Source organism: Streptococcus sp. HF-100, assembly GCF_015594635.1.
GTDB classification, from domain to species: Bacteria; Bacillota; Bacilli; order Lactobacillales; family Streptococcaceae; genus Streptococcus; species Streptococcus vaginalis.
In genome coordinates this window covers 139,731-163,406 of record NZ_JADNQV010000006.1, presented here as the reverse complement: position 1 = coordinate 163,406, position 23,676 = coordinate 139,731, and the positions used below count along the sequence as shown (strand labels likewise).

At 39.9% G+C, this 23,676-nt stretch carries 22 protein-coding genes and 1 other RNA gene; 20 read left to right on the top strand and 3 right to left on the bottom strand.

Features of this window, described 5'->3' with window-relative positions:
* From IYQ23_RS07310 to sufU, 7 genes are all read left to right on the top strand, one after another.
* On the top strand, positions 1–152 hold a 152-nt coding region (locus IYQ23_RS07310), incomplete at its 5' end, for an IS3 family transposase (protein ID WP_195673944.1).
* Between the two features lie 103 nt (positions 153–255).
* A complete protein-coding gene (gene mecA / locus IYQ23_RS07305) occupies positions 256–1,008 on the top strand; it encodes an adaptor protein MecA (RefSeq protein ID WP_195674512.1) in 753 nt (250 codons plus the stop codon).
* Positions 999–2,165: a glycosyltransferase family 4 protein gene (locus IYQ23_RS07300; RefSeq protein ID WP_003036405.1), complete on the top strand. Its 1,167-nt coding sequence runs from the start codon at positions 999–1,001 to the stop codon at positions 2,163–2,165. Before mecA ends, IYQ23_RS07300 begins: the two co-directional genes overlap by 10 nt.
* Positions 2,166–2,255: 90 nt before the next feature.
* Positions 2,256–3,026 (top strand): Fe-S cluster assembly ATPase SufC, encoded by a 771-nt coding sequence (gene sufC, locus IYQ23_RS07295; RefSeq protein ID WP_003025885.1) that lies wholly within the window; start codon positions 2,256–2,258, stop codon positions 3,024–3,026.
* A 39-nt stretch (positions 3,027–3,065) separates the two neighbouring features.
* Positions 3,066–4,328, top strand: a complete 1,263-nt coding sequence (gene sufD / locus IYQ23_RS07290) for a Fe-S cluster assembly protein SufD (RefSeq protein WP_195674511.1) — start codon at positions 3,066–3,068, stop codon at positions 4,326–4,328.
* Positions 4,329–4,343: 15 nt separating this feature from the next.
* Positions 4,344–5,576, top strand: coding sequence for a cysteine desulfurase (locus IYQ23_RS07285; RefSeq protein WP_195674510.1), 1,233 nt, complete (start codon positions 4,344–4,346; stop codon positions 5,574–5,576).
* Entirely contained in the window at positions 5,563–6,018 is a 456-nt protein-coding gene (gene sufU, locus IYQ23_RS07280; RefSeq protein ID WP_195673042.1) for a Fe-S cluster assembly sulfur transfer protein SufU, read from the top strand. Before IYQ23_RS07285 ends, sufU begins: the two co-directional genes overlap by 14 nt.
* A gap of 456 nt (positions 6,019–6,474) precedes the next feature.
* Here sufU and pbp3 read toward each other — a convergent pair whose 3' ends face one another.
* The gene (gene pbp3 / locus IYQ23_RS07275; protein ID WP_195674509.1) at positions 6,475–7,716 is read right to left on the bottom strand and encodes a D-alanyl-D-alanine carboxypeptidase PBP3; all 1,242 of its coding nucleotides are present in this window, start codon (positions 7,714–7,716) and stop codon (positions 6,475–6,477) included.
* Positions 7,717–7,873: 157 nt separating this feature from the next.
* Between pbp3 and IYQ23_RS07270 the strand changes: the two genes are divergently transcribed.
* The 9 genes from IYQ23_RS07270 (at position 7,874) to pepC (ending at position 18,001) form a co-directional block, all read left to right on the top strand.
* Positions 7,874–9,217, top strand: a complete 1,344-nt coding sequence (locus tag IYQ23_RS07270) for a DEAD/DEAH box helicase (protein WP_195674508.1) — start codon at positions 7,874–7,876, stop codon at positions 9,215–9,217.
* Positions 9,218–9,376: 159 nt separating this feature from the next.
* On the top strand, positions 9,377–10,186 hold the full coding sequence (locus IYQ23_RS07265; RefSeq protein WP_195674507.1) for an amino acid ABC transporter permease: 810 nt from the start codon (positions 9,377–9,379) through the stop codon (positions 10,184–10,186).
* Complete coding sequence (locus IYQ23_RS07260; protein ID WP_024052129.1) at positions 10,186–10,929, top strand: amino acid ABC transporter ATP-binding protein; 744 nt, start codon at positions 10,186–10,188, stop codon at positions 10,927–10,929. Before IYQ23_RS07265 ends, IYQ23_RS07260 begins: the two co-directional genes overlap by 1 nt.
* Positions 10,930–11,037: 108 nt before the next feature.
* Positions 11,038–11,262, top strand: a complete 225-nt coding sequence (locus IYQ23_RS07255; protein ID WP_003031103.1) for a DUF4059 family protein — start codon at positions 11,038–11,040, stop codon at positions 11,260–11,262.
* A 62-nt stretch (positions 11,263–11,324) separates the two neighbouring features.
* A complete protein-coding gene (gene trxB, locus IYQ23_RS07250) occupies positions 11,325–12,236 on the top strand; it encodes a thioredoxin-disulfide reductase (protein WP_003025866.1) in 912 nt (303 codons plus the stop codon).
* A 407-nt stretch (positions 12,237–12,643) separates the two neighbouring features.
* Entirely contained in the window at positions 12,644–14,020 is a 1,377-nt protein-coding gene (locus IYQ23_RS07245; RefSeq protein WP_003031075.1) for an amino acid permease, read from the top strand.
* A 214-nt stretch (positions 14,021–14,234) separates the two neighbouring features.
* Positions 14,235–15,695 carry a nicotinate phosphoribosyltransferase gene (locus tag IYQ23_RS07240; RefSeq protein ID WP_106383716.1) on the top strand — a complete coding sequence of 487 codons (1,461 nt, stop codon included), beginning with the start codon at positions 14,235–14,237 and terminating at the stop codon, positions 15,693–15,695.
* Positions 15,692–16,516: an ammonia-dependent NAD(+) synthetase gene (nadE, locus tag IYQ23_RS07235; protein ID WP_195674506.1), complete on the top strand. Its 825-nt coding sequence runs from the start codon at positions 15,692–15,694 to the stop codon at positions 16,514–16,516. Before IYQ23_RS07240 ends, nadE begins: the two co-directional genes overlap by 4 nt.
* Positions 16,517–16,663: 147 nt before the next feature.
* Positions 16,664–18,001: an aminopeptidase C gene (pepC, locus tag IYQ23_RS07230; RefSeq protein ID WP_049516866.1), complete on the top strand. Its 1,338-nt coding sequence runs from the start codon at positions 16,664–16,666 to the stop codon at positions 17,999–18,001.
* Positions 18,002–18,312: 311 nt separating this feature from the next.
* On the opposite strand, the gene pbp1a is transcribed toward pepC, so the two are convergent.
* Together pbp1a and recU are read right to left on the bottom strand one after the other, a co-directional pair.
* A complete protein-coding gene (pbp1a, locus tag IYQ23_RS07225) occupies positions 18,313–20,481 on the bottom strand; it encodes a penicillin-binding protein PBP1A (protein WP_195674505.1) in 2,169 nt (722 codons plus the stop codon).
* Positions 20,474–21,076, bottom strand: a complete 603-nt coding sequence (recU, locus tag IYQ23_RS07220; RefSeq protein WP_195674504.1) for a Holliday junction resolvase RecU — start codon at positions 21,074–21,076, stop codon at positions 20,474–20,476. The genes pbp1a and recU overlap by 8 nt, the downstream gene beginning before the upstream one ends.
* 69 nt (positions 21,077–21,145) lie before the next feature.
* Between recU and IYQ23_RS07215 the strand changes: the two genes are divergently transcribed.
* The 4 genes from IYQ23_RS07215 to IYQ23_RS07200 all read left to right on the top strand — a co-directional run bounded on the left by IYQ23_RS07215 (position 21,146) and on the right by IYQ23_RS07200 (position 23,672).
* Complete coding sequence (locus tag IYQ23_RS07215; protein ID WP_070670907.1) at positions 21,146–21,673, top strand: DUF1273 domain-containing protein; 528 nt, start codon at positions 21,146–21,148, stop codon at positions 21,671–21,673.
* Between the two features lie 69 nt (positions 21,674–21,742).
* The gene (gene gpsB / locus IYQ23_RS07210; protein ID WP_003036439.1) at positions 21,743–22,084 is read left to right on the top strand and encodes a cell division regulator GpsB; all 342 of its coding nucleotides are present in this window, start codon (positions 21,743–21,745) and stop codon (positions 22,082–22,084) included.
* Positions 22,085–22,097: 13 nt separating this feature from the next.
* Positions 22,098–22,462, top strand: an RNA gene (rnpB, locus tag IYQ23_RS07205) — RNase P RNA component class B.
* Positions 22,463–22,517: 55 nt separating this feature from the next.
* Positions 22,518–23,672 (top strand): THUMP domain-containing class I SAM-dependent RNA methyltransferase, encoded by a 1,155-nt coding sequence (locus tag IYQ23_RS07200; protein ID WP_195674503.1) that lies wholly within the window; start codon positions 22,518–22,520, stop codon positions 23,670–23,672.
* The last annotated feature ends 4 nt before the right edge of the window (positions 23,673–23,676 follow it).

The window sequence follows — 23,676 nt, the reverse complement described above, 5'->3', positions numbered from 1 at the left end:
AAATGTTTTATGGCTATGAGAATCACTTTAGGTCTTTAGAAGACCTTGAACAAGCTATTGTGAACTACATTGATTATTACAACAACAAACGAATTAAGGTCAAACTAAAAGGACTTAGCCCTGTGCAATACAGAACTAAATCCTTTCAATAATTATTTGTCCAACTTTTGGGGGTCAGTACAAAAGGCTATCTATTTTTTGTAAAAAACCCGAAATTTTAGTATAATGAAAAGACTAGAAGTATGAGGTAATGCTATGGAAATGAAGCAAATTAGTGATACAACGATTAAAATCACAATAAAATTAGAGGATTTAGAGGAACGTGGGATGGAAATGGCAGATTTTCTAGTCCCACAAGAAAAAACAGAAGAGTTTTTCTATGCGATTTTAGATGAGTTGGAAATGCCAGAGAGCTTTTTAGATAGTGGCATGCTCAGTTTTCGTGTGACACCAAAGCCCGACCGATTGGATGTCTTTGTCACCAAGTCTAAGATTGATAAGAATTTGAACTTCGATGATTTGGCAGATTTACCAGATGTAGAAGAGCTGTCTCAAATGTCTCCAGATGAATTTTTAAAGGCATTAGAAAAAAATATTTTTGAGAAAAGTAAAGACGATATGGAGGCTGTTCGTTCTTTGGAAACGGCGGAAGCAGACGATAACACAAGCACTTCTGATATGGAGTCAGAGGAAAATAGTGACGAACTAACGCAGAAATATATTTATTACATTTTGAAATTTTCCAGCCTGAAAGAAGCAATTGTTTTTTCTAAGACAGTAGATTATGCTGTCAATACTTCGGAGTTGTACAAAATGGACGACCACTATTATTTGACAATCTTGGTTGATATTGAAGGGCGTCCAAAGCGTTATCCAGCTTGGCTCCTGGCTTTGATGCGTGAGCATGCAGAGGATACGGATGTGACAAGAGCTGTTTTGCAAGAACACGGTTACTTATTGCTTGTCAACGAGGCGGTTGCCAGTCTTAAAAAGGTTAAATGCTTATGATTCCCTTCCCTTTAAAATTCATTTTGGTGTTGCTTGGAACCTTTTTCATCGGTGTGATTCTCACGCCTTTGGTGCGTCTATTGGCATTTAAGATAGGTGCGGTTGATTATCCAAATGCACGAAGAATCAACAAAAAGCCGATGCCAAGCAGCGGCGGTTTAGCTATTGTCATTGCTTTTTCGGTTGCTACACTTGTTTTTATGCCGATGATTGTGCAAGCGACCTTTCATGGAAAGGGTTATTTTGATTATATTTGGCCGGTTGTCTTAGGAGGCGGCATCATTGCTTTAACAGGGCTTATTGATGATGTGAAAGAGTTGAAGCCTTTAGCAAAGATGTCAGGAATTGTGTTGGCTGCCAGTTTGATTTGGCTATTGACGGATTTCCGTTTGAATCATTTTAAAATCCCTTTTGGTGGGCCGCTGCTGCACTTTGCTCCTTGGTTGTCTTTCATTTTAACCGTTATCTGGATTATTTCGATTACCAATGCCGTTAATTTGATTGACGGGTTGGACGGATTAGTGAGTGGTGTATCCATTATTTCGCTGGTGACAATGGGGATTGTTTCCTACTTTTTCTTGCCAGATCACAATGTCTTTCTAACCTTAACTATTTTTGTCTTGGTCATGTCTATCGCAGGATTTTTCCCTTACAATTACCACCCCGCTATTATTTATCTGGGAGATACAGGAGCGCTGTTTATCGGTTTTATGATTGCGGTTTTGTCATTGCAAGGCTTGAAAAATGCGACAGCTGTCGCTGTGATTACTCCGATGATTATTCTGGGAGTGCCGATTACAGACACATTTTTAGCGATTGTGCGTAGAACTTTATCTGGACAAAAATTTTATACACCAGACAAGCGACATCTTCATCATCGGCTGTTATCCTTGGGCTTAACACACCGTGGGACAGTCTTGGTTATTTATGGCATTTCTATGATTTTTGCCATGATTTCTCTTTTGCTAAATGTTTCGAGCCGTATTGGTGGGACACTGTTAATTATTGGACTACTTTTTGGAGTGGAACTTTTGGTAGAACTAATTGGTGTTCTGGGTCCAAATCGAACACCGCTACTCAATATCCTTCGTTTTATCGGAAATTCTGCTTATCGGGAAGAAATCAGAACAAAGTTCAGAAATAGAAAAAAGAAGTAGACTCGCACTTAAACAAAATCAAAGCCTTTTTGGCTTTTTTTTGCTATACTGGTAAGGTAGATTATGGATATGAAGAAAGGAAAGTTTGCCATGTCTGTGTTAGAAATCAAAGACCTCCATGTAGAAATTGAAGGAAAGAAAATCTTAAAAGGAGTCAATCTGACTCTTAAAACAGGAGAAATTGCCGCCATTATGGGACCAAACGGTACGGGGAAATCCACCTTATCAGCAGCGATTATGGGAAATCCGAATTACGAGGTAACCGAGGGAGAAGTTCTCTTTGATGGTGTCAATATTTTAGAACTGGATGTGGATGAACGAGCTCGTATGGGACTTTTTCTTGCTATGCAGTACCCAAGTGAAATTCCAGGTATTACCAATGCAGAATTTTTGCGTGCAGCCATGAATGCAGGTAAAGAAGATGATGAAAAAATCTCTGTCCGTGATTTTATCATGAAATTGGATGAAAAAATGGAATTACTCAATATGAAAGAGGAAATGGCAGAACGTTATCTGAATGAAGGTTTTTCTGGCGGTGAAAAGAAACGCAATGAAATCTTGCAATTGTTGATGCTAGAGCCAACTTTTGCGCTACTGGATGAAATTGACTCTGGACTAGATATTGATGCACTGAAAGTAGTGTCTAAGGGCGTCAATGCTATGCGTGGTGAACATTTTGGTGCTATGATTATTACGCACTATCAACGTCTGTTGAATTATATTACGCCTGATGTGGTCCATATCATGATGGATGGGCGTGTAGTTGCTTCTGGTGGTCCGGAATTAGCTGTTCGTTTGGAGCAGGAAGGTTATGCCAAATTGGCTGAAGAACTTGGTTTTGATTACCAAGAAGAAGTCTAGTCAACCTTTCTTTTTACTTAGAAAAGATAGGAGAATGAAATGACAAAAGAAACCATTAAACATTTTTCACAAATGCATGCGGAGCCTGAGTGGTTGGCAAATCTCCGTCAAGCTGCCTTTGATAAAATAGATAAGTTGGAACTGCCTGTTATTGAGCGGGTGAAATTTCACCGCTGGAATTTGGGAGACGGCACGCTGTCAGAAAGTGAGGTTCTTGCAAATGTGCCTGATTTTACAGCACTGAATGATCATTTGACATTGGTTCAGGTTGGAACACAGACTGTTTTAGAGCAATTGCCGGCTGAACTAACGGAGCAAGGAGTTATCTTTACAGACTTTTACACTGCTCTTGAGGAAATTCCAGAAATCATGGAAAAGTATTTTATGTCTTCAGTTAAATATGATGAAGATAAGCTGGCAGCCTACCATACAGCTTATTTCAATAGTGGAGCGGTGCTGTATATTCCGGATAATGTTGAAATCAATCAGCCCATTGAAGGCATTTTTTACCAAGATAGTGAAAGTGATGTGCCATTTAACAAGCATATTCTGATTATCGCAGGAAAACATTCTAAAGTGACTTATTTAGAACGGTTGGAAACTTATGGTTCTAGCAGTGTTTCTGCGACAGCAAATATCACGGTGGAAGTCATTGCCCAAACAGGAGCGCAGATTAAGTTTTCAGCTATTGATCGACTAGGAGAAAATGTGACCGCTTATATCAGTCGTCGGGGCAAGTTGGACGATGATTCAATGATTGACTGGGCAATCGGGGTCATGAATGAAGGCAATGTGATTGCTGATTTTGACAGTGATTTGTTTGGTCGTGGCAGTCATGCGGATATGAAAGTGGTGGCTCTTTCTCGTGGTAGACAGATACAAGGGATTGACAGTCGCGTCACCAACTACGGTTGCAATTCAATCGGCAATATCCTCCAACATGGAGTTATTTTGGAAAAGGGAACTTTGACCTTCAATGGTATTGGACACATTATTAAGGGAGCTAAGGGGGCAGATGCGCAACAGGAAAGTCGAGTACTGATGCTATCTGACCAAGCACGTTCAGATGCCAATCCTATTCTTTTGATTGATGAAAATGATGTCACAGCAGGGCATGCGGCTTCTATCGGTCAGGTGGATCCAGAAGATATGTACTATCTCATGAGTCGGGGACTGGATAAGGCGACTGCGGAACGTTTAGTTGTGCGTGGCTTCTTAGGCTCTGTTATCGTTGAAATTCCAGTCAAAGAAGTGCGTGCTGAGATGATTGAAAATATTGATGAAATTTTGGCTAAGAAATAAGAGATAGGAAAAGAAATGTCTAAACTTGATGTAGAAGTCCTTCGGAAAGATTTTTCAATTTTGGATCAAATCGTCAATGATGAGCCCTTGGTTTATTTGGACAATGCGGCTACAACCCAAAAGCCTACGCAGGTATTAGAGGCGATTGCAGCTTATTACGCAAAAGACAATGCCAATGTTCATCGTGGTGTTCACACACTAGCAGAACGGGCAACGGCAGCTTATGAAGCTGCGCGGGAACGAGTGCGCTCCTTTATCCATGCCGCTTCAACGAAAGAAGTTCTCTTTACGAGAGGAACGACAACGGGACTCAATTGGGTAGCGCGTTATGCCGAAAGTGTCTTGCAGCCAGGCGACGAAGTACTTATTTCCGTTATGGAGCACCATTCCAATACCATTCCTTGGCAGGAAGCCTGTAAGAAAAAAGGTGCTAGATTGATTTATGCTTATCTGAAAGACGGCATGTTAGATCTCGCTGACTTTCGGTCGAAATTGACTGAAAAGACGCGATTTGTTGCTTTGGCGCATGTTTCTAATGTACTAGGTGTGGTGAATCCCATAAAAGAAATAGCAGAGTTAGTGCACCAGACAAATGCTCTTTTAGTGGTGGACGGAGCTCAATCAGTTCCTCACATGAAGATTGATGTACAAGACTTGGACGTTGATTTCTTTGCATTTTCAGGTCACAAGATGCTAGGCCCGACTGGTATCGGTGTTCTCTATGGTAAAGAAGAGCTACTTGAGCAAATGTCGCCTGTCGAATTTGGTGGGGAAATGATTGATTTTGTCTATGAACAAGAAGCGACATGGAAAGAACTACCTTGGAAGTTTGAAGCAGGCACACCCAATATAGCTGGTGCTATAGGTCTAGCTGTCGCCATTGACTATCTGGACAAGATTGGAATGGAAACAGTTCATCAGTATGAGCAGGAATTGATAGCTTACGTATTTCCAAGATTACAAGCTGTTGAGGGGCTTACCATTTATGGTTCGGAGGACTTGACTCAGCGGTCGGGTGTTATTTCTTTTAATCTAGCTGGGCTTCACCCTCATGATGTAGCAACAGCTCTGGACTATGAAGGCGTGGCTGTACGGGCTGGACATCACTGTGCTCAACCTTTGTTGAGTTACCTAGGAGTGGCAGCAACTGTTCGGGCTAGCTTTTATCTGTATAATACCAAAGCCGATTGCGATAAGCTCGTTGAAGCTTTACAGAAAACAAAGGAGTTTTTCGATGGCACTTTCTAAATTAAATAGTCTTTATAAAGCAGTTGTGACGGACCATTCAGCTCACCCTCATCATCAAGGTCGTTTGGATGGAGTGGAGCAAGTGAATCTCAACAATCCTACGTGCGGTGATGTCATCAGCCTGTCGGTTCAATTTGATGAGCAGGGCATGATTGAAGATATTGCCTTTGTGAATTCTGGCTGCAGTATTTCTACAGCTTCAGCCAGTATGATGACGGATGTAGTCCTAGGGAAGACGAAGGATGAAGCGCTAGCTTTGGCAGAAATTTTTTCTCAAATGGTGCAAGGTAAGGACGATGAGCAGCAAAAGGAACTAGGAGACGCAGCTTTTTTAGCTGGTGTTGCTAAGTTCCCTCAACGCATCAAATGCTCAACCTTAGGTTGGAACGCTCTTAAAAAGGCGATTGAGGAAGCTGGAAATTCTGAAAAGTTGAGTAAATGAAGCTAAAATAAATAAGCTGAGACAAAAGTGCTCAGCTTTCTTTGTTTATATCGTTAGCATTACAGACGCAGTAGCTAATTGCTCAAAGCACTGCGTTGAGGTTACGGATAGAGCTTGAAAAGCAAGTCTCAAGGCGATTCGCTTTTCAAGCTTGGAAGAGTACTTTTGACGAAAACTTTGTTTTCTTTATCTGCCACCTCGACAGTCTCTCAGGCTGTTGAGCAACCTTGTGGGAATGAGACTACAAACTAAAAATTTTTGATTTTGAGTTTTGTCACATTCCCAATTACTATTGAATGAGCTACAATATGTTCTATATCAACTTTTACAGCCTATTTGTCATCAAGTTACATTTGCTTATTTCCAACCTCAAAAGCTTCCTCAAGTCTTTCGAGCTATGCGGAGATGAACGATGAAATCAAGCTTCTACGAAATACTGATTTCTATTTCGCTCGTTTATAATTTTTCATTGACATATTGGACGAATTCATTCCACCATGATTTGAGGAAGAAAGGACGACCAATTTTCTCCGCTGAAAGCATGGAAATAGTTGGTGGCTTCTTGTCAAGATAGCCTTTTCCAATCAAATCATTATCAGTATAGGTCAATTTCCCAACAATGACACCCTTTTTTAAAGGAGTGGGATAACCGTTTTTATCAGTTGTAAAATGAACAGTCGGTTTTTTATGATTGTATCTCCGCACAATGGTGAGTTTTTCACTAGCAACAGCAGTGACTTCATCTTTTTGCCCGTTAATGACGCGGGCAGAGCTTTTATTGTAGGCTTCACCTTTTTTCACAAGAGTTTGGACTGTGAATTGTTGATAAATATAGGTCATAAATCTAGAGGTAGCCGTAAAGCGGGCATTCTCATCCTCATCTGCATGATCAACATTGAGGAGAACCGTAATCAAACGCATCCCTCTTTGCTGGATTGTTCCGACAAAGGAAGAGCCTCCTTTATCAGAAGTTCCAGTCTTGAGGCCATCTACTCCGGCTCGAAAGGCGGGCATATTTTTGAGCATGTGGTTGGACGATGTAAGCGTCATGCCTGCAAAGTTAGACGTAGCTTTTTGGGTGATTTCTAGAACTTCTGGGTAATCAAGGATTAAACGCCGAGCAATAATTGCAACATCGTGGGCGCTCATTTTATTTTCGTCTTCTTTTCCTGAACCAGGATAAATATGTTCCTCTCCTAAAACAGAATTATTCAGCCCAGAAGCATTGACGATAGTAGCATCTTTGATTCCCCATTGTTGCAATTTAGCTTTCATCAAATCCACAAATTTTTTCTCACTGCCAGCGACTTTTTCAGCTAAGGCAATTGCTGGGCTATTGGCACTTGCTATTAAAGAAGTTTCTAACAATTCTTCGACAGTATATTTTCTAGCTTCCAAAGGAACGTTACTGGTGTCTGGATTAACGGTTAGTTGATAAGGGTAGTCAGAAATATCTACGGAAGTTTGTAAAGTGAATTTTCCCTGATGAATCGCTTCATAGACTAAATAGGCTGTTAGTAGTTTAGTAATAGAAGCAATTTCAACTGGCTGATTAGCATCTTTTTCATACAAAATTTTTCCGGTTGCAACGTCAACTGCAATAGCATGCTTAGCACCTACTTCAAAGTTGTCTGCTAAAACCGTAGGAGCTAGGAAGATCAAGAGAGTCGTTACAAGAGTAATAATAAATTTTTTCATGGTCATCCCTTTTTTGTAAACTTATTATTATTGTATCATAAAATAAGGAGAGCTTCATAGAAAAGGGAGGAAATAAGAAGAGAAAAACATGATTCATTTTTATTTTTAAAGCAAGTTCTGGTATAATAGATAGGATAAGAGACGAATAGAGGAAAACATGAAATTTACAGAATTTAAGTTTAAAGATTATATCCAAGAGGCACTCAAGGATTTGAACTTTGTTGAGGCGACAGAAGTTCAGGAAAAACTCATTCCGGTTGTGTTTGCTGGTCGTGATTTGGTGGGAGAGTCTAAAACAGGTTCAGGGAAAACACACACTTTCTTGCTGCCGATTTTTCAAAAGCTGAATGAAGATGCAGATAGTGTTCAGGTCGTTATTACCGCTCCTAGTCGTGAGTTGGCTAGGCAGATTTATCAGGCTGCACGCCAAATTGCTGCTTTTTCTGATAAGGAAATTCGAGTTGCTAACTATGTCGGTGGAACTGATAAAAATCGTCAGATTGGGAAATTGAGTTCCAGTCAACCACATATTGTCATTGGCACACCAGGACGCATTTATGATTTGGTCGAATCAGGTGACTTAGCCATTCATAAGGCGAATACTTTTGTAGTAGATGAAGCAGATATGACCTTGGATATGGGCTTTTTAGAAACAGTGGATAAGATTGCGTCCAGTTTGCCGAAGGATTTGCAATTTCTAGTCTTTTCTGCGACCATTCCGCAAAAATTGCAGCCATTTTTAAAAAAATATCTATCCAACCCGGTCATTGAGCAAATCAAAACCAAAACGGTTATTTCAGATACTATTGAAAATTGGCTGATTTCAACAAAAGGACGTGATAAGAATGCGCAAATTTATAAAATCACACAGCTCCTACAGCCTTATCTAGCTATGATTTTTGTCAATACTAAGACACGAGCGGATGAATTGCATAGCTATTTGACAGCGCAAGGTCTCAAGGTGGCAAAGATTCATGGGGATATTGCACCGCGGGAGCGAAAACGGATTATGAATCAGGTGAAGAACCTAGATTTTGAATACATTGTTGCGACAGATTTAGCTGCGCGGGGAATTGATATTGAAGGCGTTAGTCATGTCATCAATGATGCGATTCCGCAAGATTTGTCCTTCTTCGTTCACCGAGTGGGACGAACTGGCAGAAATGGTCTATCGGGAACAGCCATTACACTTTATCAACCGAGCGATGATTCAGATATTCGTGAGCTGGAGAAAATGGGTATTCACTTCAATCCCAAGATGATTAAAAACGGAGAATTTCAAGATACCTATGACCGCGATCGCCGTGCCAATCGTGAAAAAACGCAGGAAAAATTGGACACGGAAATGATTGGTCTGGTTAAAAAGAAAAAGAAGAAAATCAAACCGGGCTATAAGAAAAAAATCCAGTGGGCTGTTAATGAAAAACGCCGTAAGACAAAAAGAGCTGAAAATCGCGCACGCGGTCGTGCAGAAAGAAAAGCGAAACGTCAAAGTTTTTAGTCTTAAAATTTCTTTATCACTCTCATAAATAAAAACAATTATTCTTTAGAGAACGAATGTGATAGACTAGTCTTGCTAGTCTATTTTTATCGTAGTAAATAATTGGTGAAATAAAAAAATTGTGATAGAATTAGACATTATCGAGAAAGGGAAGTTACTATGATTGTTACAATAGCGATTTTAACCTCTAATTGGTATCAAGAATTGGTTCAGAAGATTCCAGACGGACAGCTTTTTAGCTGGCGCTCTGTGTTTGACGGACTACCAAGAATTATCGAAAAATTACCAACAACACTACTACTGACCTTAGGAGGAGCTTTTTTTGGCTTGATTTTGGCTCTCATTTTTGCGATTGTCAAAATCAATCGTGTGAAGATTTTGTATCCTCTTCAAGCCTTTTTCGTTAGCTTTCTGCGCGGGACACCAGTGCTTGTTCAGCTCATGCTGACTTATTATGGGATTCCTTTGCTTCTGAAGGCCATCAACTTGCGATTCGGTACGGGTCTAAATATAAATGCTATTCCAGCTTATCTATTTGCAATTGTAGCTTTTGCCTTTAATGAAGCGGCTTACGCTAGTGAAACCATTCGAGCGGCGATTTTGTCTGTTGATGCTGGAGAAATTGAAGCGGCTCGTAGTTTGGGAATGACAAACAGACAGGTTTACCGCCGTGTTATTATTCCCAATGCCGCAGTGGTTGCCACACCGACCTTGATTAACTCTTTGATTGGCTTGACCAAAGGAACTTCCTTGGCTTTCAGTGCAGGAGTTGTTGAGATTTTTGCTCAAGCGCAGATTTTGGGTGGTGCAGATTATCGCTACTTCGAGCGCTTTATCTCGGTAGCTCTTGTCTATTGGGCTGTAAATATTGTAATTGAAGCACTTGGACGGTTTATCGAAAAGAAAATGGCGATTGAAGCGCCTGATAATCTTAATCCACAAATACAGGCGAAAGGAGATGTTCGATAATGATTCGTATTTCAAATCTCAGCAAATCCTTTTCTGGACAAATGGTTTTAAACAATCTTAGTTTAGAGATTCAAAAAGGAGAAGTGGTTGCTTTAATTGGTTCATCTGGTGCGGGGAAATCCACTTTCTTACGCAGTTTGAATTATCTGGAACAGCCAGACAGCGGCACGATTGCCATTGATGATTTTACTGTTGATTTTTCTACGATTAGCAAGGAAGAAATCCTAACCTTGCGGCGAAAGTTAGCTATGGTGTTTCAGCAGTTTAATTTATTTGAGCGTCGGACGGCTTTGGACAATGTCAAAGAAGGTTTATTGGTTGTAAAAAAATTCTCAGACCAAGAAGCGACGAATCTTGCCAAAGAAGAACTGGCAAAAGTTGGTCTGTCAGACCGTGAAAATCACTATCCACGTCATCTGTCAGGTGGACAAAAACAACGTGTCGCTTTGGCGCGTGCGCTTGCGATGAAGCCAGATGTTTTGCTTTTAGACGAGCCAACATCAGCGCTTGATCCTGAACTAGTAGGGGAAGTTGAAAAATCCATTGCAGATGCAGCCAAGGCTGGTCAGACCATGATTTTAGTCAGCCATGACATGTCTTTTGTGTCTCAAGTGGCAGACAAGGTACTCTTTTTAGATAAGGGACACATCATTGAAATGGGTACTCCAGATGAAATAATGAACCATCCTAAAGAAGAACGCACAAAAGAATTTTTTGCCAGTTACAAACGGACATATATTTGATATAATAGAAAAAGAAGCCCAGTTGGCCTTGCTAGCTGGGTTTATTTTCAAGTTTGCGGCATTTGTTTTGAATGCCTTTAACAAAAATTAGGGAATAGAGGAGTGACTATGCTGTCTCGAGTTTTTTTACTCTATTTAGAGAGTTTGTTGATTACGGCACTATTGGTAGGGAGTTTTCTAGGATTATGGATTGGGCTTCGTGCTGTTCGGCGTGTTGATAAAACAATCAAAGATCGACAAGCTCATCTGTATGATATGCTATTGATTGCAGTGATGACGATTCCGATTTTATCCTTTGCAATGATGGGGATTCTGCTTATCTTCAGAGCATAATGTTTGAAAAAAGAGCTTAATAACGTTAGAATAACAGTGATTACAATAAAGGAAGTAAATTTATGTACGACACAATTATTATTGGAGCTGGACCAGCAGGCATGACAGCTGCGCTTTATGCTGCTAGAAGTAATCTTAAAGTGGCTCTTTTGGAACGTGGCATTCCAGGCGGACAAATGAACAATACCTCAGATATTGAAAATTATCCTGGATATGCTAATATCAGTGGTCCAGAACTAGCCGAAAAAATGTTTGAACCGCTCGAAAATTTGGGAGTGGAGCATTTGTTTGGCTCTGTTGAAAAAATCGAACACCAAGGAGCAATAAAAAAAGTCTTTACAGAAGATGAGATTTTTGAAACCAAGACGCTTATTATTGCGACTGGAGCTGTTCATCGTCATCTAGGAGTTCCGGGTGAAGAAGAATTAAACAGCCGCGGGGTGTCTTACTGTGCAGTCTGTGACGGAGCCTTTTTCCGAGATGAAGATTTGCTTGTGGTCGGTGGAGGCGACTCTGCGGTGGAAGAGGCTGTATTTTTGACTCGTTTTGCAAAAACGGTGACGATTATTCATCGGCGCGATGAATTGCGAGCCCAAAAGTTACTGCAAGAACGTGCATTTGCCAATGAAAAAATTCATTTTATCTGGGATTCAGTTGTGAAGGAAATCAAAGGTGACAAGCGCGTTAGCAGCGTTATGGTAGAGAATGTCAAAACGGGTGAAATATCTGAACATGAATTTGGCGGTGTCTTTATCTATGTTGGTTTAGATCCAGTTAGTGAGTTTGCCAAAGATTTGGGCATTACCAATGAAGCAGGCTGGATTGTAACCGATAATCATATGAAAACGGCTATTTCTGGCATCTATGCTATTGGAGATGTTCGCGAAAAAGATCTTCGCCAAGTAACGACAGCTGTCGGTGACGGAGCGGTTGCAGGGCAAGAAGTCTACAAGTATATCACAGAGAATTTTTAGAGCGAAAGACCAAAATCATCTTGAAAATTTTTGGTTCGTAGTCTCAGCCACGCAAGGCTTCTCAGCAGTCTCTCAGACTGTTTAGGTAGTGGATAAAAAACGAAGTGTTTGACAAAGGTATTCTTTCGAACTTGTAAAGCGAATGCCTTTAGACTTTCGTATCAGCCTCAATTGTACTCTAAATTGCCTAAGGGTAATAGAGTTTCTCCAAACGCACGATATAAACAAAGGAAGTTGAGCACTTGTCCCAGCTTCTTTTTGCTTAATAAAAACCCAGTAATGCATTGGAGGATTGGAAATGAAAGGGTTTCTTTTGATTTGTTCAATTCTCGTGCCCTCATAAATGACTAGTGAAATTGTCAGAATTGTGGTACAATAGAAAAGTTCATGTGAAAAGGAGGCTTCGTATGAGTGAAAAGAATTCTGAAAATAATAAGAATAAAATGGAACGTGGCTTAAAAAATCGTCATGTCCAAATCATTGCTATTGCTGGGACAATTGGAACGGGTCTCTTTTTGGGAGCAGGACGTTCGATTAGTCTGACAGGGCCGTCAATTATTCTCATTTACATGTTGACCGGCGTCTTTATGTATTTGATGATGCGGGCGATTGGAGAGATGTTGTATTATGATCCAGACCAGCACACATTTATCAACTTCATTACCAAGTATCTTGGGAATGGCTGGGGCTATTTTTCCGGTTGGTCCTATTGGATTTCCCTCATTTTTATCGGTATGGCAGAAATCACGGCAGTTGCACAATATGTCCAATTTTGGTTTCCGACTTGGCCGGCATGGCTGATTCAAATCGTCTTCCTTGCTGTTTTGAGTATGGTCAATCTGATTGCAGTCCGAGTTTTTGGTGAAGTTGAATTTTGGTTTGCCATGGTCAAGATTGTAGCGATTATTGCTTTGATTGTGACAGCGATTTTTATGGTGTTGACAGGCTTTAAAACGCCCAATGGTGTAGCCAGCATCAGCAATATCAGTCAAAATTTCCAATTATTTCCTAATGGTTTTATGAGTTTTGTCATGGGCTTTCAAATGGTCTTCTTTGCTTATCAAGCTATTGAATTTATTGGAATCACAACGTCTGAAACGGCAAATCCTCGGCAGGTATTGCCAAAGGCTATTAAAGAAATCCCCTTGCGGATCGTTCTTTTCTACGGTGGCTCTTTGCTTGCAATTATGGCGATTATCCCTTGGCGGGATTTAGCAACCACAGATTCCCCCTTTGTGATTGTTTTCAAGTTGGCAGGTCTCAAATGGGCTGCAGCTTTGATTAACTTTGTCGTATTGACTTCAGCTGCTTCAGCTTTAAACTCTACCTTGTATTCGACTGGGCGTCATTTGTATCAAATTGCACATGATTCACCTAATCGCTTTTTGAATGGGATCGGTGCTGGGAAATTATCTAGACAAAATGTTCCGCAAAACGCTATTTTGACCTCAGCGGTAGTGATTGCATTAGCTGCTTTTATTCAGGTGTTACCAGGAGTATCAGACTCCTTTGCTTTGATTACTGCTTCTTCATCAGGAGTTTATATTGCTATCTATGCACTCACTATGATTGCTCACCTGAAATACAGAAAATCAAAAGAATTTATGGCAGATGGCTATCTAATGCCAGCCTATAAGTTTCTCAATCCTCTTACTTTGCTCTTCTTTGCCTTTGTATTTATAACCCTCTTTTTACAAAAATCAACCGTTGTAGGAGCGATCGGTTCAGCTATTTGGATACTTATATTTGGTATCTATAGCCAATTGAAATTTAAAGATAAATAATAATATAATAAAACCAAGGATAAATTTGCGACTTTTTTAAAGTTGTTCCAAATGCACCTTGGTTTTTAAGATGTTTTAAAACTGAAAATTTAAACAGCGCAATACAACAGAAAACTTAGAATAGCTGTTTAACCACCTAAAGTTGGACAAGAATTCCTCTTGTTCTTTTGATTTGTGGTATAATAAGTGAAAATACATCTTACAAGGAGTCGTTATGTATCCAGATGATAGTTTAACCTTGCATACGGATTTGTATCAAATTAACATGATGCAAGTTTATTTTAGAAGAAATATTCATAATAAACGTGCTGTTTTTGAAGTTTATTTTCGGAAAGAGCCCTTTCATAGTGGCTATGCTGTTTTTGCTGGCTTGGAGCGGATGGTTCATTATTTAAATCATTTGACATTTTCAGATAGTGATATTGCCTATCTTCGTTCTCTTGGCTATGATGAAGAATTTTTAGACTATTTGGCAAATTTGAAATTGGAATTAACAGTGCGGTCTGCACAAGAGGGAGATTTGGTCTTTGCCAATGAACCCATTGTTCAAGTAGAAGGTCCCCTTGCTCAATGTCAATTAGTGGAAACCGCCTTATTAAACATTGTCAACTATCAAACCTTGGTAGCGACAAAGGCAGCTCGGATTCGCTCAGTCATCGAAGATGAGCCTTTAATGGAATTTGGTACACGTCGAGCACAGGAAATGGATGCGGCTATCTGGGGAACTCGTGCGGCAGTGATTGGTGGAGCAAATGGAACCAGTAATGTTCGGGCTGGAAAACTCTTTGATATTCCAGTCTTAGGAACGCATGCTCATGCTCTCGTCCAAGTCTATGGAAATGACTATGAAGCTTTTAAAGCGTATGCTGAAACGCACCATGACTGTGTTTTCTTGGTGGATACCTATGATACATTCCGCCTCGGTGTGCCTGCAGCGATTCAAGTAGCGCGTGAAATGGGGGATAAAATCAATTTCCTTGGAGTGCGGATTGATTCAGGGGATTTGGCTTATATTTCTAAAAAAGTCCGGCAGCAACTGGATGAAGCTGGATTCCCAAATGCGAAAATCTATGCATCAAACGACTTGGATGAAAATACAATCCTCAACTTGAAAATGCAGAAAGCCAAAATTGATGTTTGGGGCGTCGGAACGAAGCTCATCACTGCTTACGACCAGCCAGCACTGGGAGCAGTTTACAAGATTGTGGCTATTGAAGATGAACATGGCAATTTGCGTAATACAATTAAGCTCTCTAATAATGTGGAAAAAGTATCAACACCAGGTAAAAAACAAGTTTGGCGGATTACTAGCCGTGCAAAAGGCAAGTCAGAAGGAGACTATATCACTTATGATGGCGTAGATGTGAATGCTATTGCCGAATTAGAAATGTTCCACCCAACTTACACCTACATCAATAAAACAGTGACAAATTTTGATGCAGTGCCTCTTTTGGTTGATATCTTTAAACAAGGCCAACTTGTCTATGAATTGCCAACCTTAACAGAAATCCAACAATATGCTCGCAAGGAATTTGACAAGTTGTGGGACGAATACAAACGTGTCCTTAATCCGCAAGATTATCCTGTGGATTTGGCGCGTGATGTATGGCAAGACAAGGTTGATTTGATTGATCAAATGCGCAAAAAAGCGAATCAAATGGGAGAAACAAAATGACCTTACAAGAAACGATTATCCAGCAGTTAGGCGTGAAACCTGTCATTGACCCACAGGAAGAAATTCGTAAATCCATTGATTTTTTAAAGGATTATCTTAAAAAACATTCTTTTTTGAAAACCTATGTTTTGGGAATTTCAGGCGGACAAGATTCTACTTTAGCAGGACGTTTGGCGCAATTGGCCATAGAGGAAATGCGTGCGGAGACTGGCGATGCTAGCTATCAATTTATCGCAGTGCGTTTGCCATATGGGGTGCAGGCTGATGAAGAGGATGCACAGCGAGCTCTTACTTTTATCCAGCCGGATGTCAGTCTTGTAGTCAACATCAAAAAAAGTGCAGATGCTATGACAAAGGCGGTTGAGGCTACAGGAGCAACGGTCTCAGACTTCAATAAAGGCAATATTAAAGCTCGCAGTCGCATGATTGCGCAATATGCTTTAGCAGGCTCTTATAAAGGAGCAGTGGTTGGAACGGATCATGCTGCAGAAAACGTCACAGGATTCTTTACGAAATTTGGTGATGGTGGTGCAGATATTCTTCCCCTTTACCGTCTCAATAAACGGCAAGGTAAGCAACTGTTGGCTGCCTTGGGCGCTGATCCTGCCCTCTATGAGAAAGTACCGACTGCGGATCTGGAAGAAGAAAAGCCAGGCATTGCAGATGAAGTCGCTCTCGGTGTCACTTATAACGAAATTGATGACTATTTGGAAGGTAAGACCATTTCTGACCAATCGAAAGCTACCATTGAATCTTGGTGGCACAAAGGCGAGCATAAACGTCATTTGCCGATTACAATCTTCGATGATTTTTGGAAATAAGCAGGAGAATTGTTCTGACTCAATTTTTTTAGAATACGAAGACTACTAAAATTAGTGGTATAACAAAAAGTTAGGTGCGCCTAACTTTTTGTTTGAAGAATTTTGAAAATAAGCTATAATAGTGTTTAGAATTAGAAGGAGGTATCTATGAATTCTATAGATCAACAATTTACAGATAAATTATATGCAAATTATGAAGCAACTGCCAAGTATGCTGCAATTGAAAATGCAGTTAGCCACAATGGTTTATTAACATCGCTTGAAAAGCGCAGCAGTGCAATTGAAAACAATCCTGTGTTTTCCATTGATTTAACCAAAGATAAAGTCAGCAATCAAAAAGCGTCTGGACGTTGCTGGATGTTTGCAGCGCTCAATACATTCCGTCATAAAATGATTGCAGGCTTTCAATTAGAAGAATTTGAATTGTCTCAAGCGCACACATTCTTTTGGGATAAATATGAAAAATCCAACTGGTTTTTAGAGCAAGTCTTAGCAACAGCTGACCAAGACTTAACCAGTCGCAAAGTGAAATTCCTCTTAGATACGCCTCAACAAGACGGCGGACAATGGGATATGGTTGTGGCACTTTTTGAAAAATATGGAGTTGTTCCAAAATCAGTTTACCCAGAATCCATTTCATCTAGCAATAGCCGTGAGCTCAACCAATATCTTAATAAATTACTCCGTCAAGATGCACAAATTTTGCGTGATTTGGTTACTAGTGGAGCAGATGCGATAGCTATTCAAGCTAAAAAAGAAGAGCTCTTGCAAGAAATCTTTAATTTCTTAGCAATGTCACTTGGACTTCCACCTCGTACTTTTGATTTTGCTTATCGTGATAAAGACAACAATTTCCACAGCGAAAGTGGACTGACACCACAAGCATTTTACAAAAAATATGTAGATCTTCAATTAGATGATTACGTTTCAATCATCAATGCTCCTACAGCTGACAAACCATACGGTAAATCTTATACAGTTGAGATGTTAGGAAATGTCGTAGGAGCACGTGATGTCCGTTATTTGAATGTTAATATGGAGCGTTTGAAAGAGCTGGCTATTGCTCAAATGCAGGCTGGAGAAACTGTTTGGTTTGGTTCTGATGTCGGTCAATCTAGCAACCGCAAGGCTGGTGTGATGGTGAATGATATGTATGATTTTACTTCAAGTATGGATATTGAATTGACACAAGATAAGGCAGGACGTTTGGATTACAGCGAAAGTCTCATGACCCATGCTATGGTCTTGACAGGTGTTGATTTGGATGAAAATGGAAAATCAACAAAATGGAAAGTAGAAAATTCTTGGGGTGACAAAGTCGGAGACAAAGGTTATTTTGTTGCCAGCGACGACTGGATGGACGAGTACACTTATCAAATCGTTGTCCGTAAGGAATTCTTAACAGCAGAAGAACTAGCTGCTTATGAGGCAGAACCAAAAGTACTTGCCCCATGGGATCCAATGGGAGCTTTGGCTAGCAAATAATAAGAATTAAAAAGAAGTGGGATAAAACTTTGAGACTTAATGAAAATCAAATTGCAAACTAAGAGATGAGTCATAAGCAGATCAAAAGAGGAGCTTTTGAGCTCGCAGATGAAACTGACGAAGTTTGAAGAGATTTTCATAAGGTATAAGACTGCTTCATGGAGATTCCACAAGGAATTGAAATATAAAAACACGAACAATCTTATAGCCAGTTATTTACTGGTCTTGATTGTTCGTGTTTTTTAATTTTTACAAAACTCTGATTTGAAGGTGTTAACTTTTAAACGGCTTGGCTTTCAGGAACTTGTTCATTATCGATTTCGTGAAGGAGGAGTTTCTGAATTTCCACTGCTATTAGGAGAACTTGCAGACGTAGAAGCACTCGGTTCTGTACTTGATGAAGCAGAGCTGCTTGATGACTCTTGGGTAGAACTTTCTTGGCTGCTTGAAGAAGATGATGATTCTTCAAGGCTCGAACTGGAAGTAGAATTATAATAATTTCCTTGGTATCTATTAGTGGAATTGGCTAAAAAGACATAATTTCCGCTACGATAAAGGCCGCTAGGCATTTCCCAGTCTTCTGTCCCGCTTTCAGACAAGTAAGACATCATCGCACGGTAAACATCTGTTGCGACTTTCACACCGTCGTCCAGAACGGGAGTAAGACGATTAGTGTAACCTGTCCATACCGCCATTGAATATTTCTGCGTATAACCAACAAAGAGTTCATCAGGAGTCACAACACTAGAGCCACCATAAGGCTTCGTTAGTTTCGCCAATTCATCATCGGAATAGTTGGAAGTTCCTGTTTTACCAGCTTGATAGACACCAGATATAGCTGCATTGGTCCCAGTACCAGATGTAAGAACTGTTTTCAGCATATTTGTCATCATGTAAGCTGTTGTTTCTTTCATTGCGGTTGTACCTTGATTAGAGAAATTTTTTGAGGTTCCATCGCTAAAGACAACACGGCTGACATATTGTGGTTTGTAATAAGTTCCACCATTTGCAAAAGCAGCATAGGCAGCAGCCATTTTTTCACTGCTGGCACCATATTTTCGATCGGATTTTGTCGTGTTACTTGAAATGGCATTTGCATATACCATATCTGGATAATTAATGCCCAGTCCGCTTAGGAATTTCTTAGACTTGCTGAGTCCGACAGCTTCTAACGTCTTGACAGCTGGAACGTTCCGAGACTCTTGAAGTGCATACTGAATGGTGATGTTTCCAAAATAGCGCATATCCCAGTTGTAGACTGGAGTAGTTGTTCCAGGATAATTATAAGGAGCATCACTAATATAAGCAGCTGTAGAAGTGTAAATGCCATTTTCAATGGCTGGAGCGTAATCCGTGATTGGTTTCATGGTTGATCCCCAGTCGCGATTGGTTTCAACTGCTTGGTTAGTACCAAAAGAAACATTTGAAGCTTGATTTCGGGCTCCTAGTTGAGCAATTACCTTACCAGTTGTAGCATCTATAATGGTAGAAGCTACTTGTAATTCATTATCTGGATAAGCAACATATTCATTGCTATTATAAATGTTCCAAAGGCGTTCTTGAGCCGCTCTGTTTACGTTTGTATACACTTCCATTCCCGTCGTCAGCAAGTTATAACCCGTTTCTTCTTGGACTTGCTCAATAACTTGCTTTAAGTAATTATCCATGTAAGCAGGATAAGAAGCTGAATTTTTTAAGCTTTGCAGACCATCTGTGACGGGTGTATTGACTGCTTTTTCATATTGCTCAGCAGAGATGTATTTGAGTTTATACATTTCTGACAATACAAGATTGCGACGATTTTTTGCTGCTTCTGGTTTTGTATAAGGGTCGTATTGGTTTGGTGCCTGAGGCATCCCCGCCAATAAAGCAGTTTGAGCCAAGCTTAAATCTTTCAAATCTTTGCCGTAATAACTTTGAGCAGCTGTTTGCATACCGTAGTTACCATTTGACATATAGACCTTATTTACATAGTATGTAATAATTTCTTGCTTAGTGGCTTTGCGCTCCAATTGAATAGCTAACCAGGCTTCTTGAATTTTCCGTGATAGTGTTTGGTCGGCACTTGAAGTGGAGAAGTAGGTCAGTTTAATCAACTGTTGCGTCAACGTTGACCCTCCTTGTCGATTTCCTCTGTGCAGATTATTCAAGAAAGCACCCAAAATACGAACAGAGTCCACGCCGCGATGATTGAAGAAACGGTGGTCTTCAATTGCAACGATAGCTCGTACTAAGTCAGTTGGAATATCACTTGTTGCCGCATTGACCCTTTTTTCAGAACCTAAGTCAGCAACAAGATTGTTTTCACTATCATAGATTTTACTGGAAGTTGTGGCGACTAGTTTCTTTTCTGACAAGGCAGGTGCCTTGTGAACTTGATAGAGAAAAATTCCTCCACCAGCTATAACTCCAAGCATAAATAATGTAATGAGACCGATAGCTACATATTTTGCAGCTGTCAGTAAAGATTGCTTATTCATTTATTTTACCACCTAGTAAATTTTGTTGAATGATTTCAAGATAGGGAATGCTAGGAAGACCATTCTGTGAGATAGAATATCCATGCTTTTGAATGTAGTCAAGTGGCATGGACTTTTTCCCCTTGTCAATCTTGAAGAAGTTAATTAAATAAGGAGCAGGAAGTAGATATGTCAATTTTAAGGCTGAAAAGTGCAATAAAACGAAGCAAATTCCTCCTTGTTTGACGACTTGTTCCATGTGCTTGATTTGATGAGCATGAAAATTTTTCATCGGCATGGAAGCTTTTTGATGTGTTTCTTTTGCTTCAAAATCTATATAATGTCCCTGATAGACACCAGAATAGTCTGTTGTAGAGGCTTGTCGAAAGTAGGCTTCAACAATTTTTGCCCGACTACGTCTGGGATAATTCACTTTTACAATCTGAATAGGGGTCGGCTTCTTGTGAATGACCGCTAAATCGTGACTAAGATAATAATCATTCGTTTCATTGATCATTTTTTCAAACGACATTCCCCGATTCGCAAAGTCAACGGACTTCTTTTTGGGAAGTCTTAATGAATTTCGAGAGGGAACTTTATGTGGATAGTTGACCATATATCTCCTTATTGGTACAATAACATCACTCTATTATAACATAAAAAAGGAAATAAAGGGATAATTTAAGTGGTTAGCGTACTAATAGTGGGTTATCGGAATTTTGATTTGGGAATTTTTAATGACAAAGACCCTCGAATCAAGATTATTAAAAAAGCCATTCAGCGAGATTTGACGCGTTTATTGGAAGAAGGTGCGGAGTGGCTGATTTTTACTGGGAACTTAGGTTTTGAAGTTTGGGCACTAGAGGTTGCAAAAGAATTGCAGCAAGATTACGATTTTCAAATTGCGACGATTTTTACTTTTGAGAATCAAGGTGGAAACTGGAATGAAGCCAATCAGGAAAAATTAAGTCGTTTTAAACAGGTGGATTTTGTTAAATACGCCTATCCTCATTATGAAAATCCCATCCAATTTCGTGATTACAATCACTTTCTACTCAGTAATACAGACGGGGCTTATATTTTTTACGATGAAGAAAATGAAACAAATTTAAAACATCTTTACCAAATGATGAAGAAACAAGAACAATATTTTATCAAACAATTAACATTTGATGACTTGAATGAGGTCGCAGAAAATTTTTCCGAAAATTAGATGTTTAACCTTGATTTTTGCGGTTCATTTTTTATATAATTAAAGTAATGAACGAGAATGGAGAGAGAAATGGCTAGTATTATTTACACACCGAAAGATATTTTTGATCAAGATTTTAAAGTTGGCGTCCGTGGATATAGCAAGGTTGAAGTGGACGAATTTTTAGATGATGTCATTAAAGATTACGAAACGTATGCTGCTTTGGTAAAGGAACTGCGTGAAGAAAATGCTCGTTTGAAAGCAGAACTCGCTAAAAAGTCAAATGAGGCGGCAACTTCACCTTTGACGCAATCTATCATGGAAACCCCTCAAGTGGCATCTGCTACGCTGACAAATTTTGATATTTTAAAACGCTTAAATCGTTTGGAAAAAGAAGTATTCGGCAAGCAAATCTTAAATAACGAAATTTAATAAGTAATGTGCAATTTTTGGATAATCGCGTGAAGAGTCGTCTTTTCATGAGGAAAGTCCATGCTAGCACGGGCTGTGATGCCCGTAGTGTTTGTGCTAGGTGAAACAATAAGCCTAGGGACGAGAAATCGTTACGGCGGACGAAACAGCTACGTCTCTGGATATGCTGGAATAGTCCTGAAAGTGCCACAGTGACGTAGTTTTTGTGGAAACACAAGAAGTGGAACGCGGTAAACCCCTCAAGCTAGCAACCCAAACTTTGGTCGGGGCACGGAATGCGTGGAAACGAACGCAGCATTCTGACTGGAAACAGTAGACAGATGATTATCGAAGGAAATGATACCTAGTTATTTCTGGAACAAAACATGGCTTATAGAAAGTTGCATATAGGTTTAGCTAGCGTATTATGCTAGCTTTTATTTTGAGAGGACGAATGAAAACAAAATTTAAGTTGATTGCGACTGCTGCGGCTGGTTTAGAGGCTGTGGTTGGTCGTGAAATCAGAAATCTTGGCTTAGAATGTCAAGTGGAAAATGGTCGCGTGCGTTTTGACGGAACTGTTGAAACCATTATTGAAACTAATCTCTGGTTGCGTGCAGCAGACCGCATTAAGATTGTTGTTGGCAGTTTTCCGGCTAAGACCTTTGAGGAATTATTCCAGAGTGTTTTTGCTTTGGATTGGGAAAACTATTTACCGCTTGGAGCAAAATTTCCAATTGCCAAGGCAAAATGTGTCAAATCAAAACTTCACAATGAACCAAGTGTGCAAGCTATTTCTAAAAAAGCAGTAGTCAAAAAGTTGCAAAAGCACTATGCTCGACCAGAGGGTGTTCCCCTAATGGAAAATGGAGCTGAGTTCAAGATTGAAGTTTCTATTTTGAAAGACGTGGCAACTGTTTTAATCGATACGACAGGCTCTAGTCTCTTTAAACGTGGCTATCGGGCTGAAAAAGGTGGCGCACCGATTAAAGAAAATATGGCGGCTGCGATTCTGCTCTTATCCAATTGGTATCCAGATAAGCCCTTGGTTGATCCGACCTGTGGTTCAGGAACTTTCTGTATTGAAGCAGCTATGATTGGCATGAATATGGCGCCGGGGCTTCATCGCCATTTTGCGTTTGAAGAATGGAATTGGGTTGACTCAGACTTGGTTGGGCGTGTTCGTGCTAGAGCTTTAGGACAGATTAAGCAAGACATTCAGCTTGATATTTTAGGAACTGATATTGATGCACGTATGGTGGAGATTGCCAAACGAAATGCCGAAGAAGCAGGTGTTTCTGAGCAGATTCTTTTCAAGCAAATGCGCTTGCAGGATTTGCATACCGACAAGATAAATGGTGTCATTGTTTCCAATCCCCCTTATGGAGAGAGATTGCTGGATGATGATTCTGTAACCAAGCTTTATCAAGAAATGGGGCAGACTTTTGCACCACTAAAAACGTGGAGCAAGTTTATCTTGACGAGTGATGAAGCGTTTGAAGCAAAATTTGGCAGTCAAGCCGATAAAAAACGAAAACTCTATAACGGGACTTTAAAAGTTGATTTGTACCAATATTTTGGTCAGAGAATCAAACGTCAGATAGATTAGAAAG

Excerpts from the sequence above, each read along its gene's own strand:
- pbp1a (WP_195674505.1), bottom strand. The coding sequence starts at position 20,481 with ATGAATAAGCAATCTTTACTGACAGCTGCAAAATATGTAGCTATCGGT.
- sufC (WP_003025885.1), top strand. The coding sequence starts at position 2,256 with ATGTCTGTGTTAGAAATCAAAGACCTCCATGTAGAAATTGAAGGAAAG.
- recU (WP_195674504.1), bottom strand. The coding sequence starts at position 21,076 with ATGGTCAACTATCCACATAAAGTTCCCTCTCGAAATTCATTAAGACTT.
- IYQ23_RS07270 (WP_195674508.1), top strand. The coding sequence starts at position 7,874 with ATGAAATTTACAGAATTTAAGTTTAAAGATTATATCCAAGAGGCACTC.
- pbp3 (WP_195674509.1), bottom strand. The coding sequence starts at position 7,716 with ATGAAAAAATTTATTATTACTCTTGTAACGACTCTCTTGATCTTCCTA.
- IYQ23_RS07240 (WP_106383716.1), top strand. The coding sequence starts at position 14,235 with ATGTATCCAGATGATAGTTTAACCTTGCATACGGATTTGTATCAAATT.
- mecA (WP_195674512.1), top strand. The coding sequence starts at position 256 with ATGGAAATGAAGCAAATTAGTGATACAACGATTAAAATCACAATAAAA.
- IYQ23_RS07200 (WP_195674503.1), top strand. The coding sequence starts at position 22,518 with ATGAAAACAAAATTTAAGTTGATTGCGACTGCTGCGGCTGGTTTAGAG.
- IYQ23_RS07265 (WP_195674507.1), top strand. The coding sequence starts at position 9,377 with ATGATTGTTACAATAGCGATTTTAACCTCTAATTGGTATCAAGAATTG.
- IYQ23_RS07300 (WP_003036405.1), top strand. The coding sequence starts at position 999 with ATGCTTATGATTCCCTTCCCTTTAAAATTCATTTTGGTGTTGCTTGGA.
- IYQ23_RS07255 (WP_003031103.1), top strand. The coding sequence starts at position 11,038 with ATGCTGTCTCGAGTTTTTTTACTCTATTTAGAGAGTTTGTTGATTACG.
- sufU (WP_195673042.1), top strand. The coding sequence starts at position 5,563 with ATGGCACTTTCTAAATTAAATAGTCTTTATAAAGCAGTTGTGACGGAC.
- IYQ23_RS07285 (WP_195674510.1), top strand. The coding sequence starts at position 4,344 with ATGTCTAAACTTGATGTAGAAGTCCTTCGGAAAGATTTTTCAATTTTG.
- nadE (WP_195674506.1), top strand. The coding sequence starts at position 15,692 with ATGACCTTACAAGAAACGATTATCCAGCAGTTAGGCGTGAAACCTGTC.
- sufD (WP_195674511.1), top strand. The coding sequence starts at position 3,066 with ATGACAAAAGAAACCATTAAACATTTTTCACAAATGCATGCGGAGCCT.
- IYQ23_RS07260 (WP_024052129.1), top strand. The coding sequence starts at position 10,186 with ATGATTCGTATTTCAAATCTCAGCAAATCCTTTTCTGGACAAATGGTT.
- IYQ23_RS07245 (WP_003031075.1), top strand. The coding sequence starts at position 12,644 with ATGAGTGAAAAGAATTCTGAAAATAATAAGAATAAAATGGAACGTGGC.
- pepC (WP_049516866.1), top strand. The coding sequence starts at position 16,664 with ATGAATTCTATAGATCAACAATTTACAGATAAATTATATGCAAATTAT.
- gpsB (WP_003036439.1), top strand. The coding sequence starts at position 21,743 with ATGGCTAGTATTATTTACACACCGAAAGATATTTTTGATCAAGATTTT.
- trxB (WP_003025866.1), top strand. The coding sequence starts at position 11,325 with ATGTACGACACAATTATTATTGGAGCTGGACCAGCAGGCATGACAGCT.